At 71.0% G+C, this 18407-nt stretch carries 20 protein-coding genes; 15 read left to right on the forward strand and 5 right to left on the reverse strand.

Annotated elements, in window-relative coordinates; translation table 11 throughout:
- The first annotated feature begins 72 nt into the window (after window positions 1–72).
- Window positions 73–549 (forward strand): 30S ribosome-binding factor RbfA, encoded by a 477-nt coding sequence (gene rbfA / locus DEJ05_RS04480; protein WP_111109863.1) that lies wholly within the window; start codon window positions 73–75, stop codon window positions 547–549.
- On the opposite strand, the gene DEJ05_RS04485 is transcribed toward rbfA, so the two are convergent.
- Entirely contained in the window at window positions 546–1472 is a 927-nt protein-coding gene (locus tag DEJ05_RS04485) for an A/G-specific adenine glycosylase (RefSeq protein ID WP_375334828.1), read from the reverse strand. The genes rbfA and DEJ05_RS04485 overlap by 4 nt on opposite strands.
- A gap of 52 nt (window positions 1473–1524) precedes the next feature.
- Here DEJ05_RS04485 and DEJ05_RS04490 point away from each other — a divergent pair, with 52 nt between their 5' ends.
- Genes DEJ05_RS04490 through DEJ05_RS04510 form a run of 5 tightly spaced genes read left to right on the forward strand, consistent with a single transcriptional unit; the run spans window position 1525 to window position 4790 of the window.
- Entirely contained in the window at window positions 1525–1971 is a 447-nt protein-coding gene (locus DEJ05_RS04490) for a hypothetical protein (RefSeq protein WP_111039069.1), read from the forward strand.
- A gap of 22 nt (window positions 1972–1993) precedes the next feature.
- Complete coding sequence (truB, locus tag DEJ05_RS04495) at window positions 1994–2956, forward strand: tRNA pseudouridine(55) synthase TruB (protein WP_071244775.1); 963 nt, start codon at window positions 1994–1996, stop codon at window positions 2954–2956.
- Window positions 2953–3318 carry a hypothetical protein gene (locus DEJ05_RS04500; RefSeq protein ID WP_111109864.1) on the forward strand — a complete coding sequence of 122 codons (366 nt, stop codon included), beginning with the start codon at window positions 2953–2955 and terminating at the stop codon, window positions 3316–3318. The genes truB and DEJ05_RS04500 overlap by 4 nt, the downstream gene beginning before the upstream one ends.
- Before the next feature lie 45 nt (window positions 3319–3363).
- Window positions 3364–3819 carry a hypothetical protein gene (locus DEJ05_RS04505; RefSeq protein WP_071403708.1) on the forward strand — a complete coding sequence of 152 codons (456 nt, stop codon included), beginning with the start codon at window positions 3364–3366 and terminating at the stop codon, window positions 3817–3819.
- Between the two features lie 8 nt (window positions 3820–3827).
- Window positions 3828–4790, forward strand: a complete 963-nt coding sequence (locus DEJ05_RS04510) for a bifunctional riboflavin kinase/FAD synthetase (RefSeq protein ID WP_071414720.1) — start codon at window positions 3828–3830, stop codon at window positions 4788–4790.
- A gap of 99 nt (window positions 4791–4889) precedes the next feature.
- Here the strand turns inward: DEJ05_RS04510 and DEJ05_RS04515 are convergent, their stop codons facing one another.
- Both DEJ05_RS04515 and DEJ05_RS04520 read right to left on the reverse strand, forming a co-directional pair.
- A complete protein-coding gene (locus DEJ05_RS04515; protein WP_173034022.1) occupies window positions 4890–6122 on the reverse strand; it encodes a DUF349 domain-containing protein in 1233 nt (410 codons plus the stop codon).
- 113 nt (window positions 6123–6235) lie between these two features.
- Entirely contained in the window at window positions 6236–7048 is an 813-nt protein-coding gene (locus DEJ05_RS04520; protein WP_181433064.1) for a peptidylprolyl isomerase, read from the reverse strand.
- Between the two features lie 132 nt (window positions 7049–7180).
- Between DEJ05_RS04520 and DEJ05_RS04525 the strand changes: the two genes are divergently transcribed.
- The 9 genes from DEJ05_RS04525 (at window position 7181) to aroB (ending at window position 17761) form a co-directional block, all read left to right on the forward strand.
- Window positions 7181–8533: a replication-associated recombination protein A gene (locus DEJ05_RS04525; RefSeq protein WP_110864582.1), complete on the forward strand. Its 1353-nt coding sequence runs from the start codon at window positions 7181–7183 to the stop codon at window positions 8531–8533.
- Window positions 8534–8767: 234 nt separating this feature from the next.
- A complete protein-coding gene (gene rpsD, locus DEJ05_RS04530; RefSeq protein ID WP_017887166.1) occupies window positions 8768–9397 on the forward strand; it encodes a 30S ribosomal protein S4 in 630 nt (209 codons plus the stop codon).
- A 421-nt stretch (window positions 9398–9818) separates the two neighbouring features.
- Window positions 9819–10001, forward strand: coding sequence for a hypothetical protein (locus DEJ05_RS04535; RefSeq protein WP_027465751.1), 183 nt, complete (start codon window positions 9819–9821; stop codon window positions 9999–10001).
- A 59-nt stretch (window positions 10002–10060) separates the two neighbouring features.
- Window positions 10061–12718, forward strand: a complete 2658-nt coding sequence (gene alaS, locus DEJ05_RS04540; protein WP_111109865.1) for an alanine--tRNA ligase — start codon at window positions 10061–10063, stop codon at window positions 12716–12718.
- An 8-nt stretch (window positions 12719–12726) separates the two neighbouring features.
- Window positions 12727–13170, forward strand: a complete 444-nt coding sequence (ruvX, locus tag DEJ05_RS04545; RefSeq protein WP_171907752.1) for a Holliday junction resolvase RuvX — start codon at window positions 12727–12729, stop codon at window positions 13168–13170.
- 231 nt (window positions 13171–13401) lie between these two features.
- Window positions 13402–14826, forward strand: coding sequence for an endolytic transglycosylase MltG (gene mltG / locus DEJ05_RS04550; RefSeq protein ID WP_146245020.1), 1425 nt, complete (start codon window positions 13402–13404; stop codon window positions 14824–14826).
- 42 nt (window positions 14827–14868) lie between these two features.
- A complete protein-coding gene (aroC, locus tag DEJ05_RS04555) occupies window positions 14869–16089 on the forward strand; it encodes a chorismate synthase (protein ID WP_110858979.1) in 1221 nt (406 codons plus the stop codon).
- On the forward strand, window positions 16086–16667 hold the full coding sequence (locus DEJ05_RS04560; protein ID WP_111109867.1) for a shikimate kinase: 582 nt from the start codon (window positions 16086–16088) through the stop codon (window positions 16665–16667). The genes aroC and DEJ05_RS04560 overlap by 4 nt, the downstream gene beginning before the upstream one ends.
- Entirely contained in the window at window positions 16664–17761 is a 1098-nt protein-coding gene (aroB, locus tag DEJ05_RS04565; RefSeq protein WP_027465746.1) for a 3-dehydroquinate synthase, read from the forward strand. The genes DEJ05_RS04560 and aroB overlap by 4 nt, the downstream gene beginning before the upstream one ends.
- Before the next feature lie 9 nt (window positions 17762–17770).
- Here the strand turns inward: aroB and DEJ05_RS04570 are convergent, their stop codons facing one another.
- Window positions 17771–17950, reverse strand: a complete 180-nt coding sequence (locus DEJ05_RS04570; protein ID WP_110864577.1) for a hypothetical protein — start codon at window positions 17948–17950, stop codon at window positions 17771–17773.
- Complete coding sequence (locus DEJ05_RS17995) at window positions 17950–18258, reverse strand: hypothetical protein (RefSeq protein WP_181440655.1); 309 nt, start codon at window positions 18256–18258, stop codon at window positions 17950–17952. The genes DEJ05_RS04570 and DEJ05_RS17995 overlap by 1 nt, the downstream gene beginning before the upstream one ends.
- Between the last annotated feature and the right edge of the window lie 149 nt (window positions 18259–18407).

An 18407-nucleotide genomic window follows, 5' to 3' on the forward strand; every position in this document is an offset into this window, starting at 1 on the left:
CCGGGGCCCGACCCCTTTCCCACGCAGGACCACCGGCGGGAAGCGTCCCGCCACTGCCTCAGGAGGCACCCAATGGCCGATCCGCAGCGCGCACGCAAGATGGCGGACCGCATCAAGGAAGTCGTCGCACGTCGACTCGACAAGGGTCTGCGGGACCCGCGACTCGGGTTCGTCACGATCACCGACGTCCGTGTGACCGGTGACCTGCAGCACGCGTCGATCTTCTACACCGTCTACGGCACCGACGAGGAGCGTGCGGACTCCGCCGCGGCGCTCAAGGCCGCGACCGGCATGCTCCGGTCCGAGGTCGGCAAGAACATCACCGCCCGGCTCACGCCGTCGCTCGAGTTCATCGCCGACGCCCTGCCCGAGACCTCGGCGCACATGGAGGACCTGCTCGTGCAGGCCCAGGTGCGCGACGAGCAGGTCCGCGCAGCCTCGGTCGGTGCGACGTACGCCGGGGACGCCGACCCGTACAAGCGCGACGAGGACGACGACGCCGACGACGACGCAACCGAGACCGACGGCTCCGCCGAGCCGCGTTCCTAGACCCCGGGCAGCTGGTAGCCGCTCGCGTCGTCCCCGACGGCCAGTCCGTCACGCAGGAGCGACGCGAGCGCCCGGTCCCGCTGGTCGGCGTCCGGCCACACCGGTTCGATCTCGGACCGGGTGACCGGCACGTCGCTGGCGCGCAGCTCGGCCATGATCAGGCCGCGCACCTGGCGGTCACTGCCGGCGAACTTCGCCTGCCGCGGAGCCCGCGGCCCGTCGTGCTCCGGGTACCCGGCCGCACGCCACGCGCAGCGGTCCGCGATGGGGCACGCATCGCACGCGGGGGAGCGGGACACGCACACGAGCGCGCCGAGCTCCATCACGGCGGCGTTCGTGGCAGCTGCATCGTCGCGGTCCGCCGGCAGCGCGGACTCCATGAGCGGGAGGTCCTGCTTCGCCTTCGCCGGCCCGGGTTCGCCCTGGCCGAGGACCGCACGTGCGAGCACGCGGCGCACGTTGACGTCCACGACCGGGTGCCGGTCGCCGTACGCGAAGACCGCGACGGCGCGGGCGGTGTAGTCGCCGATGCCCGGCAGGGCGAGCAGCGCGTCCACGTCGCGGGGCACGACGTTGCCGTGGTCGTTCGCGATGGCGGTCGCCGCCGCGTGCAGCGCGAGCGCGCGTCTCGGGTAGCCGAGCCGGTCCCAGGCTCGCACCGCCTCGGACGGGGGCGAGTCCGCGAGGTCGCGAGGCGTCGGCCACCGGGTGAGCCACGCCTCCAGTCGGGGGACCACGCGCGCGACCTGCGTCTGCTGCAGCATGATCTCGCTGACGAGCGTCCCCCACGCGGGGAAGCCGGGGCGGCGCCACGGCAGGTCCCGCGCCTGCTGCCGGAACCACGCGATCAGCGGGGTCGCGATGTCGGGCCGTTCCGGCGTGGCCGGCTCCTGCACACCGCGTCGCGCGGTCGGTTTGTCCACATCCGGTCTGGAGGCCCGACTCGCGTTCACCTCGACAGCCTACGGTGGACGCATGGCACGCTGGGCACCCGAAGAGACCGACACGATGGCTGCGATCGCCGCAGAGGCGATCGCGCAGGTCGGCACGAACCGCACCGTCATCGGCGTCGACGGGCAGGACGGCACCGACCTCGAGCGGGTCGCGGCCGCGCTCGTCACCGGTTTCGAGCAGCACGGGATCTCCGCGATGGCCGCCGCCGCGCCGTCCGCCGACCAGGACACGCTCCGGTCCGACCTGGTGACGCCCTTCCGCACGACCGGAGCCGGTGACGGTGTCCTGATCGTGCACGGACGGGGCATCCTGGCTCACGGAGTCCGAACCCTGTGGCGCTGGTCGCTGTGGGTGGAGCAGGAGTCCGGCCGACTCGAGCGCCGTGCCGACGTGAAGATCGCGGCCTCCGCGGTGCTCGACGTCACCGATCCCGAGCACCCCCGCCGCGAGTGGAACGACGCCTGCTGACCGGCGCTGGTAATCTCGCCTGGTGCTCGAAACCGCGCCGGACGGCATCCTCCTCGTCGACAAACCGCAGGGGATCTCCAGCCACCGGGTGGTCTCCATCGCCCGTCGGCGACTCGGCCTGAAGAAGGTCGGCCACGCCGGCACCCTCGACCCCATGGCGACGGGGCTGCTGCTGCTCGGCATCGGGCCGTCCACCCGGTTGCTCACGCACCTTGTCGGCCTCGACAAGACCTACACGGCGACCATCCGGCTCGGTGTCTCCACGGACTCCGACGACGCCGACGGCACGCCGACCGCTGCGGTCGGTGTGGCCGCTGCTGACGTCTCGGACGACGCCGTCGAGACCGCCGTCGCAGCACAGCGGGGCGTGATCGACCAGGTCCCGTCCACGGTCAGCGCGATCAAGGTCGACGGGCGCCGTGCCTACGACCTGGCGCGCAAGGGCGAGGCGGTGGAGCTCAAGTCCCGCACGGTGACGGTCTCGCAGTTCGACGTCACGACGCGGAACGAGCGGACCGTCGCCGTCGACGGCACCGACGTCGCCGTGGTGGACCTCGACGTCGTCGTGACGTGCTCGTCGGGCACCTACGTCCGCGCGCTCGCCCGTGACGTCGGCGCGGCCCTCGGCACGGGGGCGCACCTCGTCGCCCTCCGCCGGACCCGCGTCGGACCGTTCGACGTGCAGGACGCCATCGACCTCGAGGACGACGCCGTCGACGTCCGCGCCGCGCTCGCACGTCCGGCGGACATCGCCCGGCGACTCTTCTCGTCGGTGACGCTCGACGCAGCCTCGGCGAAGGACCTCACCGACGGCAAGCGCGTCGCGGCCGAGCACCCCGACTCGGACGGTCCGGTGGCAGCGGTCACCGCGTCCGACGACCGACTGGTCGGCCTCGTCTCCGTCCGCCGCGGACTGCTCCGGGTCATCACGAACTTCCCGACGCCCGGTGCGTCGTCCTCCTCGCAGACCGGAGCCCGCGCGTGATCGATTGGTACATGTGGGTGCAGCTGGTGCTCGCCGTCGTGGTGGGGCTCTTCGCGGTCGTCGTGGGGTTCATCGGCTGGAAGCCGAACGACTACACCGTCGGCGCCCTCGTGCTCATCGAGCTGCTGCTCCTGGTGCAGGGCGTCATCTCGATCGTGCTGCCGGCGACGGGCAGTCCGCCCGACGGCAACGCGCTCGAGTTCGGGGTGTACGCCGTTTCGGTGCTGCTCGTCCCGCCGGCCGCGGTCGTGTGGGCACTGATCGACCGCACGAAGTGGAGCACCGTGGTGCTCGGCGCCGGGGCCTTCACCGTCGCGGTGATGGTCTACCGGATGTACCAGATCTGGTTCGCGCTGAACTGACGCCGGAGGTCATGCGCGCAGCCGCGCGTCGGTAGAATCGGTGCAATGGCGACCAGATCCTCACTCGCGACCGGCATCGGCCGCGTCCTCATCGCCGTGTACGGCATCCTCGCGCTGGCGGCGACCGGACGCAGCGTCGTGCAGATCATCGAGAAGTTCTCGTTCGCACCGTTCGCCTACACGCTCAGTGCCATCGCTGCCGTCGTCTACATCGTCGCGATGATCGCCCTCATCGTGCCCGGCCGGTTCTGGTACCGGGTCGCCTGCGTCACGATCGTGTTCGAGATGACCGGCGTGCTCGTCATCGGCACCCTGTCGCTGTTCGACCGCCAGCTGTTCCCCGACGACACCATCTGGTCGTACTACGGCTTGGGCTACGCCTTCGCGCCGCTCGTGCTGCCGATCGCCGGGCTCTGGTGGCTCCGCAAGCACCACCGCACCGCGGTCACCGAGCCGTCGGCACCGGCTGCGTCCTCGTCCACCGCCCCGGCGAGCGAGTAGGAGCCGCCGTGCAGTTCTACGAGGACACCGCCGACGTGGCGGACGGGTTCGGCCCGAGCGCCGTCACCATCGGGAAGTTCGACGGCGTGCACGTCGGGCACCGAGCCGTCATCGCACACCTCGAGCGCGCCGCCCGCGAGCACGACCTCGTGGCCACCGTGGTCACGTTCGACCGCCACCCGCTCAACGTCATCGACCCGCCGCACGTCCCGCCGGCACTGACCAGCACCGCGCAGCGCCGCGAACTGCTCGAGGAGGCCGGGGTCGACGCCACCCTGCTGCTCCGCTTCGACCAGGAACTGCAGTCGAAGTCGCCCGAGGCGTTCGTGTCCGAGATCCTCGTCGACACCCTGCACGCCCGGCTCGTCTTCGTCGGCAGCGACTTCCGCTTCGGTGCGAAGGGCGCCGGTGACGTCGCGTTGCTGCGGACCCTGGGGGAGCAGCACGGCTTCACCGTCGAGCTCATCGACGACGTGGACCTCATCGACGACGTCCGACCCGACGGTGAGCGCCGGGTGTCCTCCACCTGGATCCGGGAGCTCCTGGGCCAGGGCCGCGTGGCCGAAGCCGCACGACTCCTCGGGCGGGAACACGCCGTGCGGAGCGTCGTGGTGCACGGCAACCAGCGAGGCCGTGCGATGGGGTACCCCACAGCGAACCTCGACCCGGCGTGCGAGGGCTTCGTCCCCGCCGACGGTGTCTACGCCGCCCGGGTGCTGCACGACGGCACCGTCTACCCGGCGGCGGTGTCGGTCGGCAACAACCCGACGTTCGAGGGTGTGCCCGCGAAGCAGATCGAGGCGCACCTGCTCGACGTCGACATCGACCTGTACGGCGATCGGATCTCCGTGCTCTTCGTGTCGTACGTGCGCGGCATGGTGAAGTTCTCGTCGATGGACGAGCTCGCCGCGCAGATGCGGCAGGACGACCTGGACATCCGGCTGCTGCTCGGACTGCCCGCGCCGGTCTGACCTGCCGAGCACACTGGTTCCCCCGTACGACGACGCCCCCGTACGACGACGCCCCCGTGACCGATCGGTCACGGGGGCGTCGTTCGTCGGGGCGGAAGCTCAGCCGCCCAGGGCGTCGAGCCAGATCTTGCGGGCGTCGAGGGCTTCCTGCGCGTCCTTGATCTTCCGCGCGTCACCGGTGGCCTGCGCCGCGGCGAGCTCGGACTGGAGCTTGCCGATCGCGTCTTCCAGCTGGCTCGCGAGGCCGTTCTGACGGGCCTTGCGCTCCGGGTTCGATTCCTTCCAGTGCGCGTCCTCGAGCCCACGGACGTGGTCCTCGATGGCACGCAGGCGGTCCTCGACCCGACGGACGTCACCGCGGGGGACCTTGCCGATCTCGTCCCAGCGGCGCTGGATGCCGGTGAGGGTCTTGCGCGCGGCGACCCGGTCGGTCGCCTGCAGGAGCGGCTCGGCCTCGGTCAGCAGGGCCTGCTTCGCCTCGAGGTTGGCGGAGAACTCTTCGTTCTCGGCTGCGCTCTCGGCGTGGCGCTGCTCGAACAGCACGTCTCCGGCGGCCTTGAAGCGTGCCCAGAGCGCGTCGTCGTGGCGCTTGCCGGCACGTCCGGCGTTCTTCCAGTCGTCGAGCAGCTGGCGGTAGTCCGGGATCGCATCGGAACCGCGGGGCGCGAGGGCCTCGGCCTGCGCCACGAGCTCCTGCTTGCGCGTCCGGGCGTCACGGTGCTGTGCGTCCAGCTCGGAGTAGAAGGCACGACGGTGCTGGTCGACGGTGGACCGTGCTGCGCGGAACCGCTTCCACAGGTCGTTCGCCTCGTTCTTGGGGATCCGCGGCCCGTCGTGCTGGTGCTGCTGCCAGCGCGCGAACACGTCGTCGAGCTGCGCCGTGATCTGCTTCCACTGCGCGCGTGCGGGGTCCACCGCGGCGAGTGCCTCGGCTTCCTCCACCAGGGCGGTGCGGTGCGCCAGGGCGTCCTGCAGGGCCTGCTGCGCCTGCTCCGCCTGCTCCTTGGTGAGCGAGCCGAGCTGCTCGGTGAGCGCGCCCACGCGGGTCTCGAGCGACTTGATGTCACCCACCACGCGCGCGTCGGCGACCAAGGCGGTCAGGTGCTCGACCGTCCGGGCGACGTCGTTCGCCGACGCACCGCGCTGGACGCGCTGCTCGGCGATCTTCACCTGCCCCTCGAGGTCGGCGTACTTCCGCGCGAAGTAGGCGAGGGCTTCTTCGGGGGTGGCGTCCGGGTACTCACCGACAGCACGTTCGGTCTCTTCGTACCGGACGTACACGGTCCCGTTCTCGTCGACCCGCCCCCAGGTCGTTGCTTCGTCAGATCCCACAGGTCTCGCCTCGATCGTGGTCGTGCATCGCCGACGTCACCGTCGGCACGGTCAGGTCGTCAGCCTATTGCACGGACGGGCTCCGCCGCCCGACCGGTGCGACGGGTTGTGGACTACTTCTGCTCCGCGATGCTCGCGTCGGTGATCTTCGTCGCCACCTTCGGCTCGCCGGTGCCGTCGCGGCCGGGGGACGCGATGCCCTTCGAGGCGATCTCCGACTCGAGCTCGGACAGCCCGCTCGTGACCTTGCCGACGACCGTGTAGCCGCCCGTGGAGCCGTCGAGCGTGGTGTCCCCGTAGACGATGAAGAACTGCGTCGACTGCGAGTACGGGGAGTCCGACCGCGCGATCGCGATCGTGCCCTTCTCGTAGACGCCGTCCTCCGGCACGTTCTCGAGCGGGCCGTACTCGAAGCCGGCGTCGCCGGTGCCGTCGCCGTTCGCGGAGCCGCACTGCAGGAACTTCAGGCCGTCGCTGTCGGCGAGCCGGTGGCAGGTCGTGCCGTTGTAGAACTGCTGACGGATCAACGAGATCTCGACGCTCGCGGCCTGCGGTGCCTTCGCACCGTCCAGCTCGATGCCGAGGTCGATGCTCTTGTTGAGCGTGAGGCTGCCGGTCCAGGTCGCACCCTTCGCGATCGACTTGCTCGGCACGTCGCCGGTGTTGGCGGCCGTGGCGCTGGCCGACGGCGTGGCCGTCGACGACGCGGAGGCGCTCGGGGCCGGGGCGTCCGATCCCCGCGATCCGGCGAAGGCGAGCTGCGACCCGGTGGCGAGGGCCGCGACGAGGACGAGGGCACCGGCACCGATCAGGTTGTCCCGCACGCGGCGGCGTCGCTGCCGCTCGTGGAGGCCCTGGCGGGCCTGGTAGAGGCGGAGGCGCTCGCGCGCCTCTCGGTTGTCACGCGCTGGGTTCTTCGGTGCCACGGTGCTGGTCTGCCCTCTCGTCGCAGTGTGCAACGAGCGTAGCCGAACGGTCACCACCACCACCTGGCGGGAGGCGCGGCCTGCGTCGGTGGACCGGCCTACGATTGCAGGATGGCAGCGGATCGTTCGGGAATGCACGCGCCCACCACGGGTGGTCGCGCCGGTCTCGCGCAGGGTTCCGTCCCGCTCGCCGTCCGGATGCGCCCCACCAGCCTCGACGAGGTCGCCGGTCAGCAGCACCTGCTCGGCCGGGGTTCGCCCCTGGTGCAGCTCGCCACCGGCACGCGTGAGAACCCCGGCGGGGTCTCCGTGATCCTGTGGGGCCCACCCGGCACCGGCAAGACCACGCTGGCGCAGGCCATCGCACGGCAGTCCGGTCGCGAGTTCGTCGAGCTCTCCGCCGTGACCGCCGGCGTGAAGGACGTGCGCGAGGTCATGGAGAAGGCCCTGACCCACCGCGACCTGTACGGGTCGACCACGGTGCTGTTCCTCGACGAGATCCACCGGTTCAGCAAGGCCCAGCAGGACGCCCTGCTGCCCGGCGTCGAGAACGGGTGGGTCATCCTGATCGCCGCCACCACCGAGAACCCGTCGTTCTCGGTCATCTCGCCCCTGCTGTCCCGCTCGCTGCTCCTGACGCTCAAACCGCTCACCGATCCCGACCTCGGCATGCTGGTCGACCGCGCGGTGGAGGACCCCCGCGGGCTCGGCGGTGCCGTCGTCCTCGGTGACGAAGCCCGCAGCGCGATCATCCGCCTCGCGTCCGGTGACGCCCGACGTGCCCTCACCGCGCTCGAGGCCGCGGCGGCGTCGGCCACCGCCGCACAGGACGAGGACGACGACACCGTGCCCGTCGTCGACGCTGACACCGTCGCGGCCGCGGTCGACCGTGCGCTGCTGCGCTACGACCGACAGGGCGACGAGCACTACGACGTCATCAGCGCGTTCATCAAGTCGGTGCGGGGGAGCGACGTCGACGCCGCCCTGCACTACCTCGCCCGGATGATCGAGGCCGGCGAGGACTCCCGGTTCATCGCGCGGCGGATCATCATCTCCGCGTCCGAGGACATCGGCATGGCCGACCCGCAGGCGCTGCCCATCGCGGTCGCCGCGGCTCAGGCCGTGCAGCTCATCGGGATGCCCGAGGGGCGGATCCCGCTGGCCGAGGCCGTCGTGTACCTGGCGACGGCGCCGAAGTCGAACGCCGCCTACAACGGCATCAACCAGGCGATGGCCGACGTCAAGGCGGGGCGCATGGGCACGGTCCCGATGCACCTGCGCGACGCGCACTACGCCGGGGCGAAGCGCCTCGGGCACGGCAAGGGGTACGTCTACTCCCACGACGCCGAGCACGGGGTCGCCGCGCAGCAGTACCTGCCGGACGCCCTCGAGGGCACCGAGTACTACACGCCGACGGCCAACGGCTACGAGCGCGAGGTCGGGCCGCGGCTCGAGCGACTCCGGAAGATCACACGCGGCCACTAGCGTCGGTGCTTCTGCGCTCGCCCCGATGCTGCTAGCATTGCCGGGCCTACGTCCTGGTCCTCGAGCACGGCTGCGTCGAGGACAGAGTGCCACTCCGGTGGTACGGGGGCAGAGGTTCGGACTGTAGCCGTCCGATCCCACAGGCTCATCCCTCTGGATCCCGTCGTCGGGGCCACCGGCGCTCGCGTGCCCGGCCTCCGGTGAGTATTCAGTTCGAACAGAGAAAAGGACCCTGTGTCTACCAAGTCACGTACCCGCAGCAAGACCCGCCTGTCGCGCGCACTCGGCATCCCGCTGACGCCGAAGGCCGCCCGTTACCTCGAGAAGCGCCCCTACGGGCCCGGTGAGCACGGCCGTACGCGCCGTCGTGCGGACAGCGACTACGCCGTCCGCCTCCGTGAGAAGCAGCGTCTGCGCGCCCAGTACGGCATCCGCGAGAAGCAGCTCCGCATCGTCTTCGAAGAGGCCCGCAAGACGAAGGGCCTGACCGGTGAGAACCTGGTCGAGCTCCTCGAGCAGCGCCTCGACGCCCTCGTGGTCCGTGCCGGCTTCGCCCGCACCACCGCGCAGGCCCGTCAGCTGATCGTGCACCGCCACATCCTGGTCGACGGCAAGCTCGTCGACCGCCCCTCCTTCCGCGTCAAGGAGGGCCAGCTGATCCACGTCAAGGCAAAGTCCGAGTCGATGGAGCCCTTCCAGGTCGCCGCTGCCGGTGGCCACCAGGAAGTCCTCCCGAAGGTCCCGGGCTACCTCGAGGTCGAGATCGAGAAGCTCCAGGCCCGCCTCGTGCGTCGCCCGAAGCGCGCCGAGGTCCCCGTGACCTGTGAAGTGCAGCTCGTCGTCGAGTACTACGCAGCTCGCTGATCCACTGATCACACCCGAACGGCGGGTCGTCCTCTCGAGGGCGACCCGCCGTTCGGCGTTCCGGCACCGCCTCCGCTTCGCAACACGCCGTCGTCTCATCGACGCGCCTCCGGATGCGCGAGACGCCTCTGGTTTCGGCGGCGTCCTGCCGACACGACGGCGTCTTGTGTGGGGCAGTGGACGTGAGCAGGGGCGGACGGGAGGCGCGGGGTGCGCCGTGCGCACGGCCTCCAGCCCGGCCCCTGGTCGGTCCGCAACACGCCGTCGTCTCATCGACGCGCCGCCGGGTGCGCGAGACGCTTCTGATTTCGGCGGCGTCCTGCCGACACGACGGCGTCTTGCGGACGGGGACGCGCGGAAGTGCCCGGCGACTAAGCTTGTCCGGGCATGCACCGCCCGGGTGCACAGAGGGAGAGGCACCGTGAAGCAGCTGTTCTTCGTCGCCGTCGGCATCGTCATCGGGTTCGCCGTCGCACACCGGGTCGCCCAGACCTCCGGTGGCGCCCGGCTCTTCGCCGAGGTGAACGCCAAGACGAAGGCCTTCACGGGTGCCGTCGCGGACGGCTACCGGTCGCGCGAGGCTGAGCTCCGTACCGACGTCTGAGCGCTCCGACCGAGCAGCCTCGACCCTCCTCCACCCACGACCTGAACCCAGGAAGCACCATGCAGACCGCAGAGATCCGCCGCCGTTGGCTCCAGTACTTCGGTGACCGCGGCCACACCGTCGTCCCGTCCGCGTCCCTCGTCTCCGACGACCCGTCGCTCCTCTTCACGGTCGCCGGCATGGTGCCGTTCATCCCGTACCTGACCGGTCTCATCCCGGCGCCGTTCCCGCGGGCGACGAGCGTGCAGAAGTGCATCCGCACGAACGACATCGAAGAGGTCGGCAAGACCCCTCGCCACGGCACGTTCTTCCAGATGAACGGGAACTTCTCGTTCGGCGACTACTTCAAGGAGCAGGCGATCCAGTTCGCCTGGGAGTTCCTGACCAACCCGGAGACCGAAGGCGGACTCGGCTTCTCGCCGGACGACCTCTGGGTCACCGTCTACGAAGAGGACGACGAGGCGATCGGCTTCTGGAAGCAGCACTCGTCGCTGCCCGACGAGCGGATCCAGCGCCTCGGCAAGGACACCAACTACTGGTCGACCGGACAGCCCGGACCCGCGGGTCCCTGCTCGGAGATCTTCTTCGACCGTGGCCCCGAGTACGGCATCGACGGCGGCCCGGCGACGGACGACGACCGCTACGTGGAGATCTGGAACCTCGTCTTCATGCAGTACCAGATCGCCGACGTGCGGTCGAAGTACGACTTCGAGATCACCGGCGAGCTTCCGAACAAGAACATCGACACCGGTATGGGGCTCGAGCGCGTCGCCTTCATCAAGCAGGGCGTCGACAACATGTACGAGATCGACCAGGTGCGCCCGGTGCTCGACCGTGCAGCCGAGATCTCCGGCCGACGCTACGGCGCCGTGCACGAGGACGACGTGCGGATGCGCGTCATCGCCGACCACGTCCGTTCCTCGCTGATGCTCATCGCCGACGGCGTGAGCCCGTCGAACGAGGGCCGCGGGTACATCCTCCGTCGTCTGCTCCGTCGCACCGTCCGCGCGATGCGCCTGCTCGGTGTCGAGGCGCCCACGTTCCCCGAGCTCTTCCCGGCGTCCCGGGACGCCATGCGCGACGCGTACCCGGAGGTGGCGTCCGACTACGACCGGATCTCCCGTATCGCCTACGCGGAAGAAGAGACCTTCCTCCGCACCCTGGCGCAGGGCACGACCATCCTCGACGTGGCCGTCGAGCGTGCGAAGCAGGACGGCGCCCCGTCGATCGGCGGCGACACGGCGTTCCTGCTGCACGACACCTTCGGGTTCCCCATCGACCTGACGATGGAGATGGCCGAGGAAGCTGGGGTCCACGTCGACCGCACGGCGTTCGAGACCCTGATGTCCGAGCAGCGTGCCCGGGCGAAGGCCGACGCGAAGAGCAAGAAGACCGCGATCGCCGACCTGAGCGTGTACAGCGCGTTCCGGGCCAAGGGCGAGACGACGTTCCTCGGCTACGACGCGCTCGAGGCCGAGACGCGCGTGCTCGGCATCATCGTCGGCGGTGTGAGCGTCGACCGTGCGGTCGCGGGTGACATCGCCGAGGTCATCCTCGGCGAGACCTCGCTGTACGCCGAGTCGGGCGGCCAGGACGCCGACCAGGGCTCGATCGTCGGCAACGGGTTCGACCTCGAGGTCCTCGACGTCCAGCGACCGGTCTCCGGGCTGTGGAGCCACACCGTGCAGGTCCGCTCCGGCGAGGTCGGCGTCGGCGACGCCGCGAGCACCGTCGTCGACGCGGAGTACCGCCGCGGTGCGACCCAGGCGCACTCCGCGACGCACCTGGTGAACGCGGCCCTCCGCGACATCCTCGGGCCGGAGGCGCTGCAGGCCGGTTCGTACAACAAGTCCGGCTACATGCGCCTCGACTTCTCGTGGTCACAGCCGGTCTCGCTCGAGACGCGCTCCGAGATCGAGGAGGTCGTGAACACCGCGATCCGCACCGACCTCGAGGTCTCCACGCGCATCCTGCCCATCGACGAGGCGAAGGCCCTCGGGGCGCAGGCCCTGTTCGGTGAGAAGTACGGCGCCGAGGTCCGCATGGTCGACATCGGCGGCCCGTGGTCCCGCGAGCTCTGCGGTGGCACGCACGTCGCCTCGAGCGCGCAGATCGGACTCGTCAACCTGGTGGGGGAGTCGAGCGTCGGTTCGACGAACCGCCGCGTCGAGGCGCTGGTCGGGCTCGAGGGGTTCCGCGACCTCGCCGTCGAGCGCACGATCGTGTCGCAGCTCTCCGGCGCGCTCAAGGCTCCCCGTGCCGACCTGCCGGCCCGCGTGCAGAACCTGATGGAGGACCTCCGGTCCGCCCAGAAGAAGCTCGCCGAGTACGAGTCGGCGAACCTGCAGCAGCGCGTGCCTGCCATCGCCCGGAACGCGACCACCGTCGGTGCCGCCACCGTGGTCGCCGAGACGGTCGACGGCCTGCAGTCGGGCGACGACCTGCGTTCGCTCGCCACCGGCGTGCGGGGCCAGCTCGGTGACGGCGCGGCGGTCGTCGTGCTCGGCGCCGTCGTGGGCGGCAAGCCGATCGTGATCGTCGCGACGAACGACGCCGCCCGTGCTGCGGGCGTGCAGGCGGGCCCCCTCGCGAAGGAGGCCGCCGGCGTGCTCGGTGGCGGTGGCGGCGGCAAGCCGGACCTGGCGCAGGGCGGCGGGACCGACGCAGCAGCGCTCCCCGCGGCGCTGCGTGCCGTGACCGCACGGCTCGCGGGCTGACCGTGGGCATCCGGTCCGGGCGGCGGCTCGGCGTGGACGTCGGACGCGCCCGGATCGGGGTCGCCGTGTGCGACCGCGACGGCCTGCTGGCGACGCCGGTCGAGACCGTCCGTCGTGACGACTCGAAGGACCTCCGGCGGATCCTCGAGCTCGCGGACGAGTACGACGTGCTCGAGGTCGTCGTCGGACTGCCGTTGTCGATGTCGGGTGGGGACACGGCCTCGACCGAGGACGCCCGCGTGTTCGCGGCCCGGATCGCGGCGCGTCGGCCGGTGCGCCTGGTCGACGAACGACTGTCGACCGTGACCGCCCAGCGAGGGCTGCACCAGGCCGGCAAGAACACGAAGAAGTCCCGGGCCGTGATCGACCAAGCAGCCGCTGTTATCATTCTGCAACACGCGCTCGACCACGAGCGCAGTGCCGGTGCCCCTCCGGGCACCACGCTTCCCTGACAGGGCTGCCCGGTACCGCACATGGGTGCTCTCGTCGTCAGCTGCGAGGACGACGGTGCCCAGGTGGAGTTCCCGACCGAGAGACCGAGGACGTTGGCAGACGATCTGGACTGGAACGCGATCATCGCGCCCGGCAACGACGCCGAGCGGCGGAAGGCGACTTCCGACCGCACGACAGGCACCGATGACCGCGACGACGCTGGTCAGGTGACCCCACCGCCGGCGCCTCCGATGTCCCGACGCGAAGCCCGCGCCCTCGAGGCCGAACGAGCCCGCGTCGCAGCGACCGAGGAGCCGCCGGCCGCCGAACGGACCACCGAGGCCCCGCCAGCCGCACGCGACGAACGCCCGGCGTCCCCCGCCGACGCACCGATCGCCACCCGCCCCGAAGACCTGCACCCCGAGGTCGCCGCACTGCTGACCGGCGAGCTGCCGACCGAGTCCGCGGCGACCGCCGCGGCCGGCGGATCCGGAGCCGACGGGACGGACGACGGTGACGCGACCGGCGGCGGTGGTGCCGCGGGAGGCGGCGGACGCGGTGGACGAGGCGGCGGAGGACGCGCCTCCAGGCCGCCCCGCGAGCCACGGCCGAAGCGCCGGCGTGGACCGCTCGTCGCGGGGCTCGTCATCGTCGCGGTCGTGCTCGCTGCCGGCGTCGGGGCGTACACGTTCGCCGCACCCAAGATCCAGCAGCTCATCGCGGCGATCAGCGGCGCGCAGGAGCCCGACGACTACACGGGCAACGGCACCTCGAAGGTGACCATCACGATCAAGCAGGGCGACATCGGCGAGAACGTCGCCGCGACGCTGCAGCGCAGCGGCGTCGTCAAGGACTCGAAGGTCTTCTACAAGCTCCTGCTGGCCTCGCCGGACGTGCAGTTCCAGCCCGGTTCGTACGCGCTGAAGAAGCAGATGAGCTCGAAGTCCGCCCTGGCGGCCCTGCAGGACAAGGACAACCGCGTCCAGGCGTCGATCATCATCCCGGAGGGCACGGCACTCGCCGACATCAAGGCCGGGATGGTCTCGAAGGCCGGCCTGACCGAGAAACAGGTCGACGCGGCCGCGAAGGACCTGTCGGCCTACGACCTGCCGTCCGGCGTCACGACGCTCGAGGGCTGGCTCTTCCCCGCGACCTACCCGATCAACCCGGGCTGGACCGCCGAGCAGTACTTCAAGTCGATGGTCGACACCATGAAGGAGCACCTGTCCGCCGCTGGCGTCAAGGAAGCCGACCAGGAGCGCACCATCGTCTTCGCGTCGCTGGTGCAAAAGGAAGCCGGCCTCGCGGCCGACTACCCCAAGGTCGCCCGGGTGTTCCAGAACCGCCTCGACCAGGGGATGAAGCTGCAGTCCGACGCCACGGTCGCGTACGGCACGGGCAACACGCACACTGTGACGACCACGGACGCCGAGCGTGCGGACGCCTCGAACGAGTACAACACCTACGTGCACGAGGGGCTCCCGCCCGCACCGATCTCCAACCCGGGTGACATCGCGATCAAGGCCGTGACGAACGAGGCCCCGGGCAAGTGGCTGTACTTCGTGACGGTCGACCTGGAGTCGGGCAAGACCGTCTTCTCGGACACCTACGACCAGCACCTGGTGGCGGTCGAGCAGTTCCAGGCGTGGCTGCGGGCGCACCCCGACTACCAGTAGGCGACGACGTCGCACGGACGATCGCTGTGGGAGGATTGCGGCATGCTTCGTTGGTTGACTGCTGGTGAGTCCCACGGACCCGAACTGATCGCCATGCTCGAGGGCCTGCCCGCGGGTGTCCCGGTGTCGTTCGAGTCCATCCGTGCCGATCTCGCGCGCCGCAAGCTCGGCTACGGCCGTGGCTCGCGGATGAAGTTCGAGCAGGACGAGCTGCACGTGTCGGGCGGTGTCCGGCACGGCTACTCGCTCGGCAGCCCGATCGCGATCCGCATCGGCAACACCGAGTGGCCGAAGTGGGTCGAGGTCATGAACCCCGAGCCGATCGAGTCCACCGAGATGTCCCGCGGGCGGAGCGCGCCGCTCACCCGACCGCGTCCGGGCCACGCTGACCTGGTCGGCATGCAGAAGTACGGCTTCGACGAGGCGCGCCCGATCCTGGAGCGTGCGAGTGCCCGCGAGACTGCCGCACGCGTGGCGCTCGGCGCCGTCGCGAAGTCGTTCCTGGCCGAACTCGGCATCCGCTCGGTGGCGCACACGCTGCAGGTCGGGACCGTCCGGGTCCCCGACGGCACGGACCTGCCGCTGCCCGACGACGTGGACCGCCTGGACGAGGACCAGCTGCGCTGCTTCGACGCCGAGACCTCGGCACGCATGGTCACCGAGGTCGAGGCCGCGAAGAAGGACGGCGACACCCTGGGCGGCGTCGTCGAGGTGCTGTTCTACGGCGTCCCGCCGGGCCTCGGCTCGCACGTGCACTGGGACCGCCGGCTCGATGCCCGCCTCGCAGCGGCGATCATGGGGATCCAGGCCATCAAGGGGGTCGAGGTCGGTGACGGCTTCGCGACCGCCGGTCGCCGGGGCTCCGCCGCGCACGACGAGCTGTACCGCGAGGACGGCGAGATCTACCGCACGAGCGACCGCGCCGGTGGGACCGAGGGCGGGATGTCCACGGGCACCGTGCTGCGCGTCCGCGCCGGGATGAAGCCGATCGCGACCATCCCGCACGCCCTGCACACGGTGGACGTCGTCTCCGGTGAGGACGCCTCGGCGCACCACCAGCGCTCGGACGTCTGCGCCGTGCCCGCTGCCGGTGTCGTCGCCGAAGCGATGGTGGCCCTGGTGCTCGCCGACGCGGTGCTCGAGAAGTTCGGCGGCGACAACGTCGTCGAGACGAAGCGCAACCTCGACGCCTACCTCGCGGCGATCCCGGAGACCCTGCGCACGCGCCGGACCGAGCCGTCGGCGACGTCGACCGACCTGTGAGCACCGACGTCCGACGCGCCGACGCGCCCGTGGTCGTGATCGGCCCGATGGGCGCCGGCAAGTCGAGCGTCGGCAAGCGGGTGGCGAAGGCCCTCGGCGTCCCGTTCACGGACACCGACCGGGTCATCGTGCGCGAGCACGGGCCGATCCCCGGGATATTCGCCGACCGTGGCGAGCCGGCGTTCCGCGCGCTCGAGGCCCAGGCGGTCCGGGCGGCGCTGGCCATCGGCGGCGTCATCGCCGTGGGCGGGGGAGCCGTCACCCACGCGGACACGCGGCAGGCCCTGAGCGGCTCGCGCATCGTCCTGCTCACCGTGTCGCCCGAGGCCGTCGCCGACCGGATCGCCGGGTCCGACCGGCCCCTGCTGGCGAACGGCGGGATCGACGCCTGGCAGACGATCATGGACGAGCGGGCGGCCACCTACGCCGAACTCGCGCACGTCGTGGTCGACACGTCCCGCCGCCCGATGTCCCGCGTGGTCGACGAGGTCGTCACGTGGCTGCGCAGCGACGCCGGCACCACCGCCGCGCCCGGCAGCACGACCAGCAGCACCACCAGCACCGAAGGAGCACCGTGACCGAGTCGACCCTGCCCGCCGGGACCACCGAGATCCGGGTCGGCGGTGACGACGGCTACACGGTGGCCGTCGGCACGGACCTGCTCGGCGCCCTGCCCGCGATCCTGGGCCCGCGTGTCGCCAAGGTCCTCATCGTGCACTCGCCGACGCTCGGTGCCCGGGCGAACGAGCTCCGCGCGCTCCTGGTCGAGGCCGGGCTCGAGGCCCTGATCGCCGAGGTCCCCGACGCCGAGGGCGCCAAGCGCGTCGAGGTCGCGGCGTTCTGCTGGCAGATCATGGGGCAGGCCGACTTCACCCGCACCGACGCGGTGATCGGCCTCGGGGGCGGCGCGGTCACCGACCTGGCCGGCTTCGTCGCCGCGACCTGGCTGCGCGGTGTGCCGTACGTGGCCGTCCCGACCAGCGTGCTCGGCATGGTGGACGCCAGCGTCGGCGGCAAGACGGGCATCAACACGAACGAGGGCAAGAACCTGGTGGGCGCCTTCTACGCCCCGCGTGCCGTCGTCGTGGACCTCGACCTCGCTCGCACGCTCCCGCGCAACGAGATCCTGACCGGGTTCGCCGAGATCGTGAAGGCCGGGTTCATCGCCGTGCCCGAGATCCTGGACATCGTCGAGGCCGACGTCGACCGGGTCACCGATCCGACGACCCCGGAGTTCCGCCGGGTCGTCGAGCTCGCCATCGCGCTCAAGGCCGAGGTCGTCTCGGACGACTTCACCGAGCAGGGCCGACGCGAGATCCTGAACTACGGGCACACCCTCGGGCACGCGATCGAGCACGCCGAGCGGTACCAGTGGCGCCACGGTGCAGCGGTGTCGGTCGGCATGGTGTTCGCCGCCGAGCTCGCCCGACTGACCGGGCACCTGGACGACGCCACGGTCGACCGGCACCGGGCGATCCTCGAGTCGCTCGACCTGCCGACCTCGTACGGCGTCGGGCGCTGGCAGGGGCTGCTCGCCACCATGCGTCGTGACAAGAAGGCCCGTGCCGGCATGCTGCGGTTCATCATCCTGGACGGCGTCGGCAAGCCCGTCGTGCTCGAGGGCCCCGAGGACCACCTGCTCTTCACCGCCTACCAGGAGGTCGGCGTCTAGCCACGCCGGTCAGCGCAGGACCCGTCGCATCCTGCGCCACCACCAGGTGACACGCGTCGAGACGGTGACCACGCCGGTGCGCTGGGATTCCCGCCATTCGTCGACGGTGGCGCCGTGGTCCCAGGCGAAGAGGACGTCGTCGTCCTCGTCGAGGTCGGGCGCGTCGGGGAGCGGTCGCAGGATCGACATCAGTCGGAGGCCCTTCGTTCGTCGTCGTCATGTGCCTGGTCGGCGCTGGCTCGCCTGCGGAGCGCTCGGCTCGCGAGTCGGCGATCGGCCTTCGACCACCACGGTATGGTCTCCAGGTCTCGGAGCACCGTTGTCGAAATGTCGTATGTGTTCATGTCCGGCCGCTGCGTGACGGCCCAGGTGAACCGATGCCAGGCGTGGTCACGATCGGACGTCCGTCGACTCTGGAACGCCCCGAACCAGCTGACGACGGCCGCGACGATCGCCGCTCCGGCGGCGATGCACGCCGCGATCAGTGCTGTCTCCACGGCACGAGTGTCTCGCTCCAGGACCGCGCCCCGCGCCGGGCCCGCGCCGGCCTGTGGAAGTCGCACCGGGCCTCCAGGCTGTGGAGGAGGATGGGACGACGCGACGGACCGGGCCACGCGCACGCTGCGGACCCAGCACCGGGGAGCAG

This window comes from Curtobacterium sp. MCLR17_045, from assembly GCF_003234405.1.
Taxonomy (GTDB): Bacteria; Actinomycetota; Actinomycetes; order Actinomycetales; family Microbacteriaceae; genus Curtobacterium; species Curtobacterium flaccumfaciens.

Coding starts and splice junctions, on each gene's coding strand:
- rbfA (WP_111109863.1), top strand. CDS start 73: ATGGCCGATCCGCAGCGCGCACGCAAGATGGCGGACCGCATCAAGGAA.
- DEJ05_RS04490 (WP_111039069.1), top strand. CDS start 1,525: ATGGCACGCTGGGCACCCGAAGAGACCGACACGATGGCTGCGATCGCC.
- DEJ05_RS04505 (WP_071403708.1), top strand. CDS start 3,364: ATGGCGACCAGATCCTCACTCGCGACCGGCATCGGCCGCGTCCTCATC.
- DEJ05_RS04525 (WP_110864582.1), top strand. CDS start 7,181: ATGCACGCGCCCACCACGGGTGGTCGCGCCGGTCTCGCGCAGGGTTCC.
- alaS (WP_111109865.1), top strand. CDS start 10,061: ATGCAGACCGCAGAGATCCGCCGCCGTTGGCTCCAGTACTTCGGTGAC.
- mltG (WP_146245020.1), top strand. CDS start 13,402: ATGTCCCGACGCGAAGCCCGCGCCCTCGAGGCCGAACGAGCCCGCGTC.
- aroC (WP_110858979.1), top strand. CDS start 14,869: ATGCTTCGTTGGTTGACTGCTGGTGAGTCCCACGGACCCGAACTGATC.
- DEJ05_RS04570 (WP_110864577.1), bottom strand. CDS start 17,950: ATGTCGATCCTGCGACCGCTCCCCGACGCGCCCGACCTCGACGAGGAC.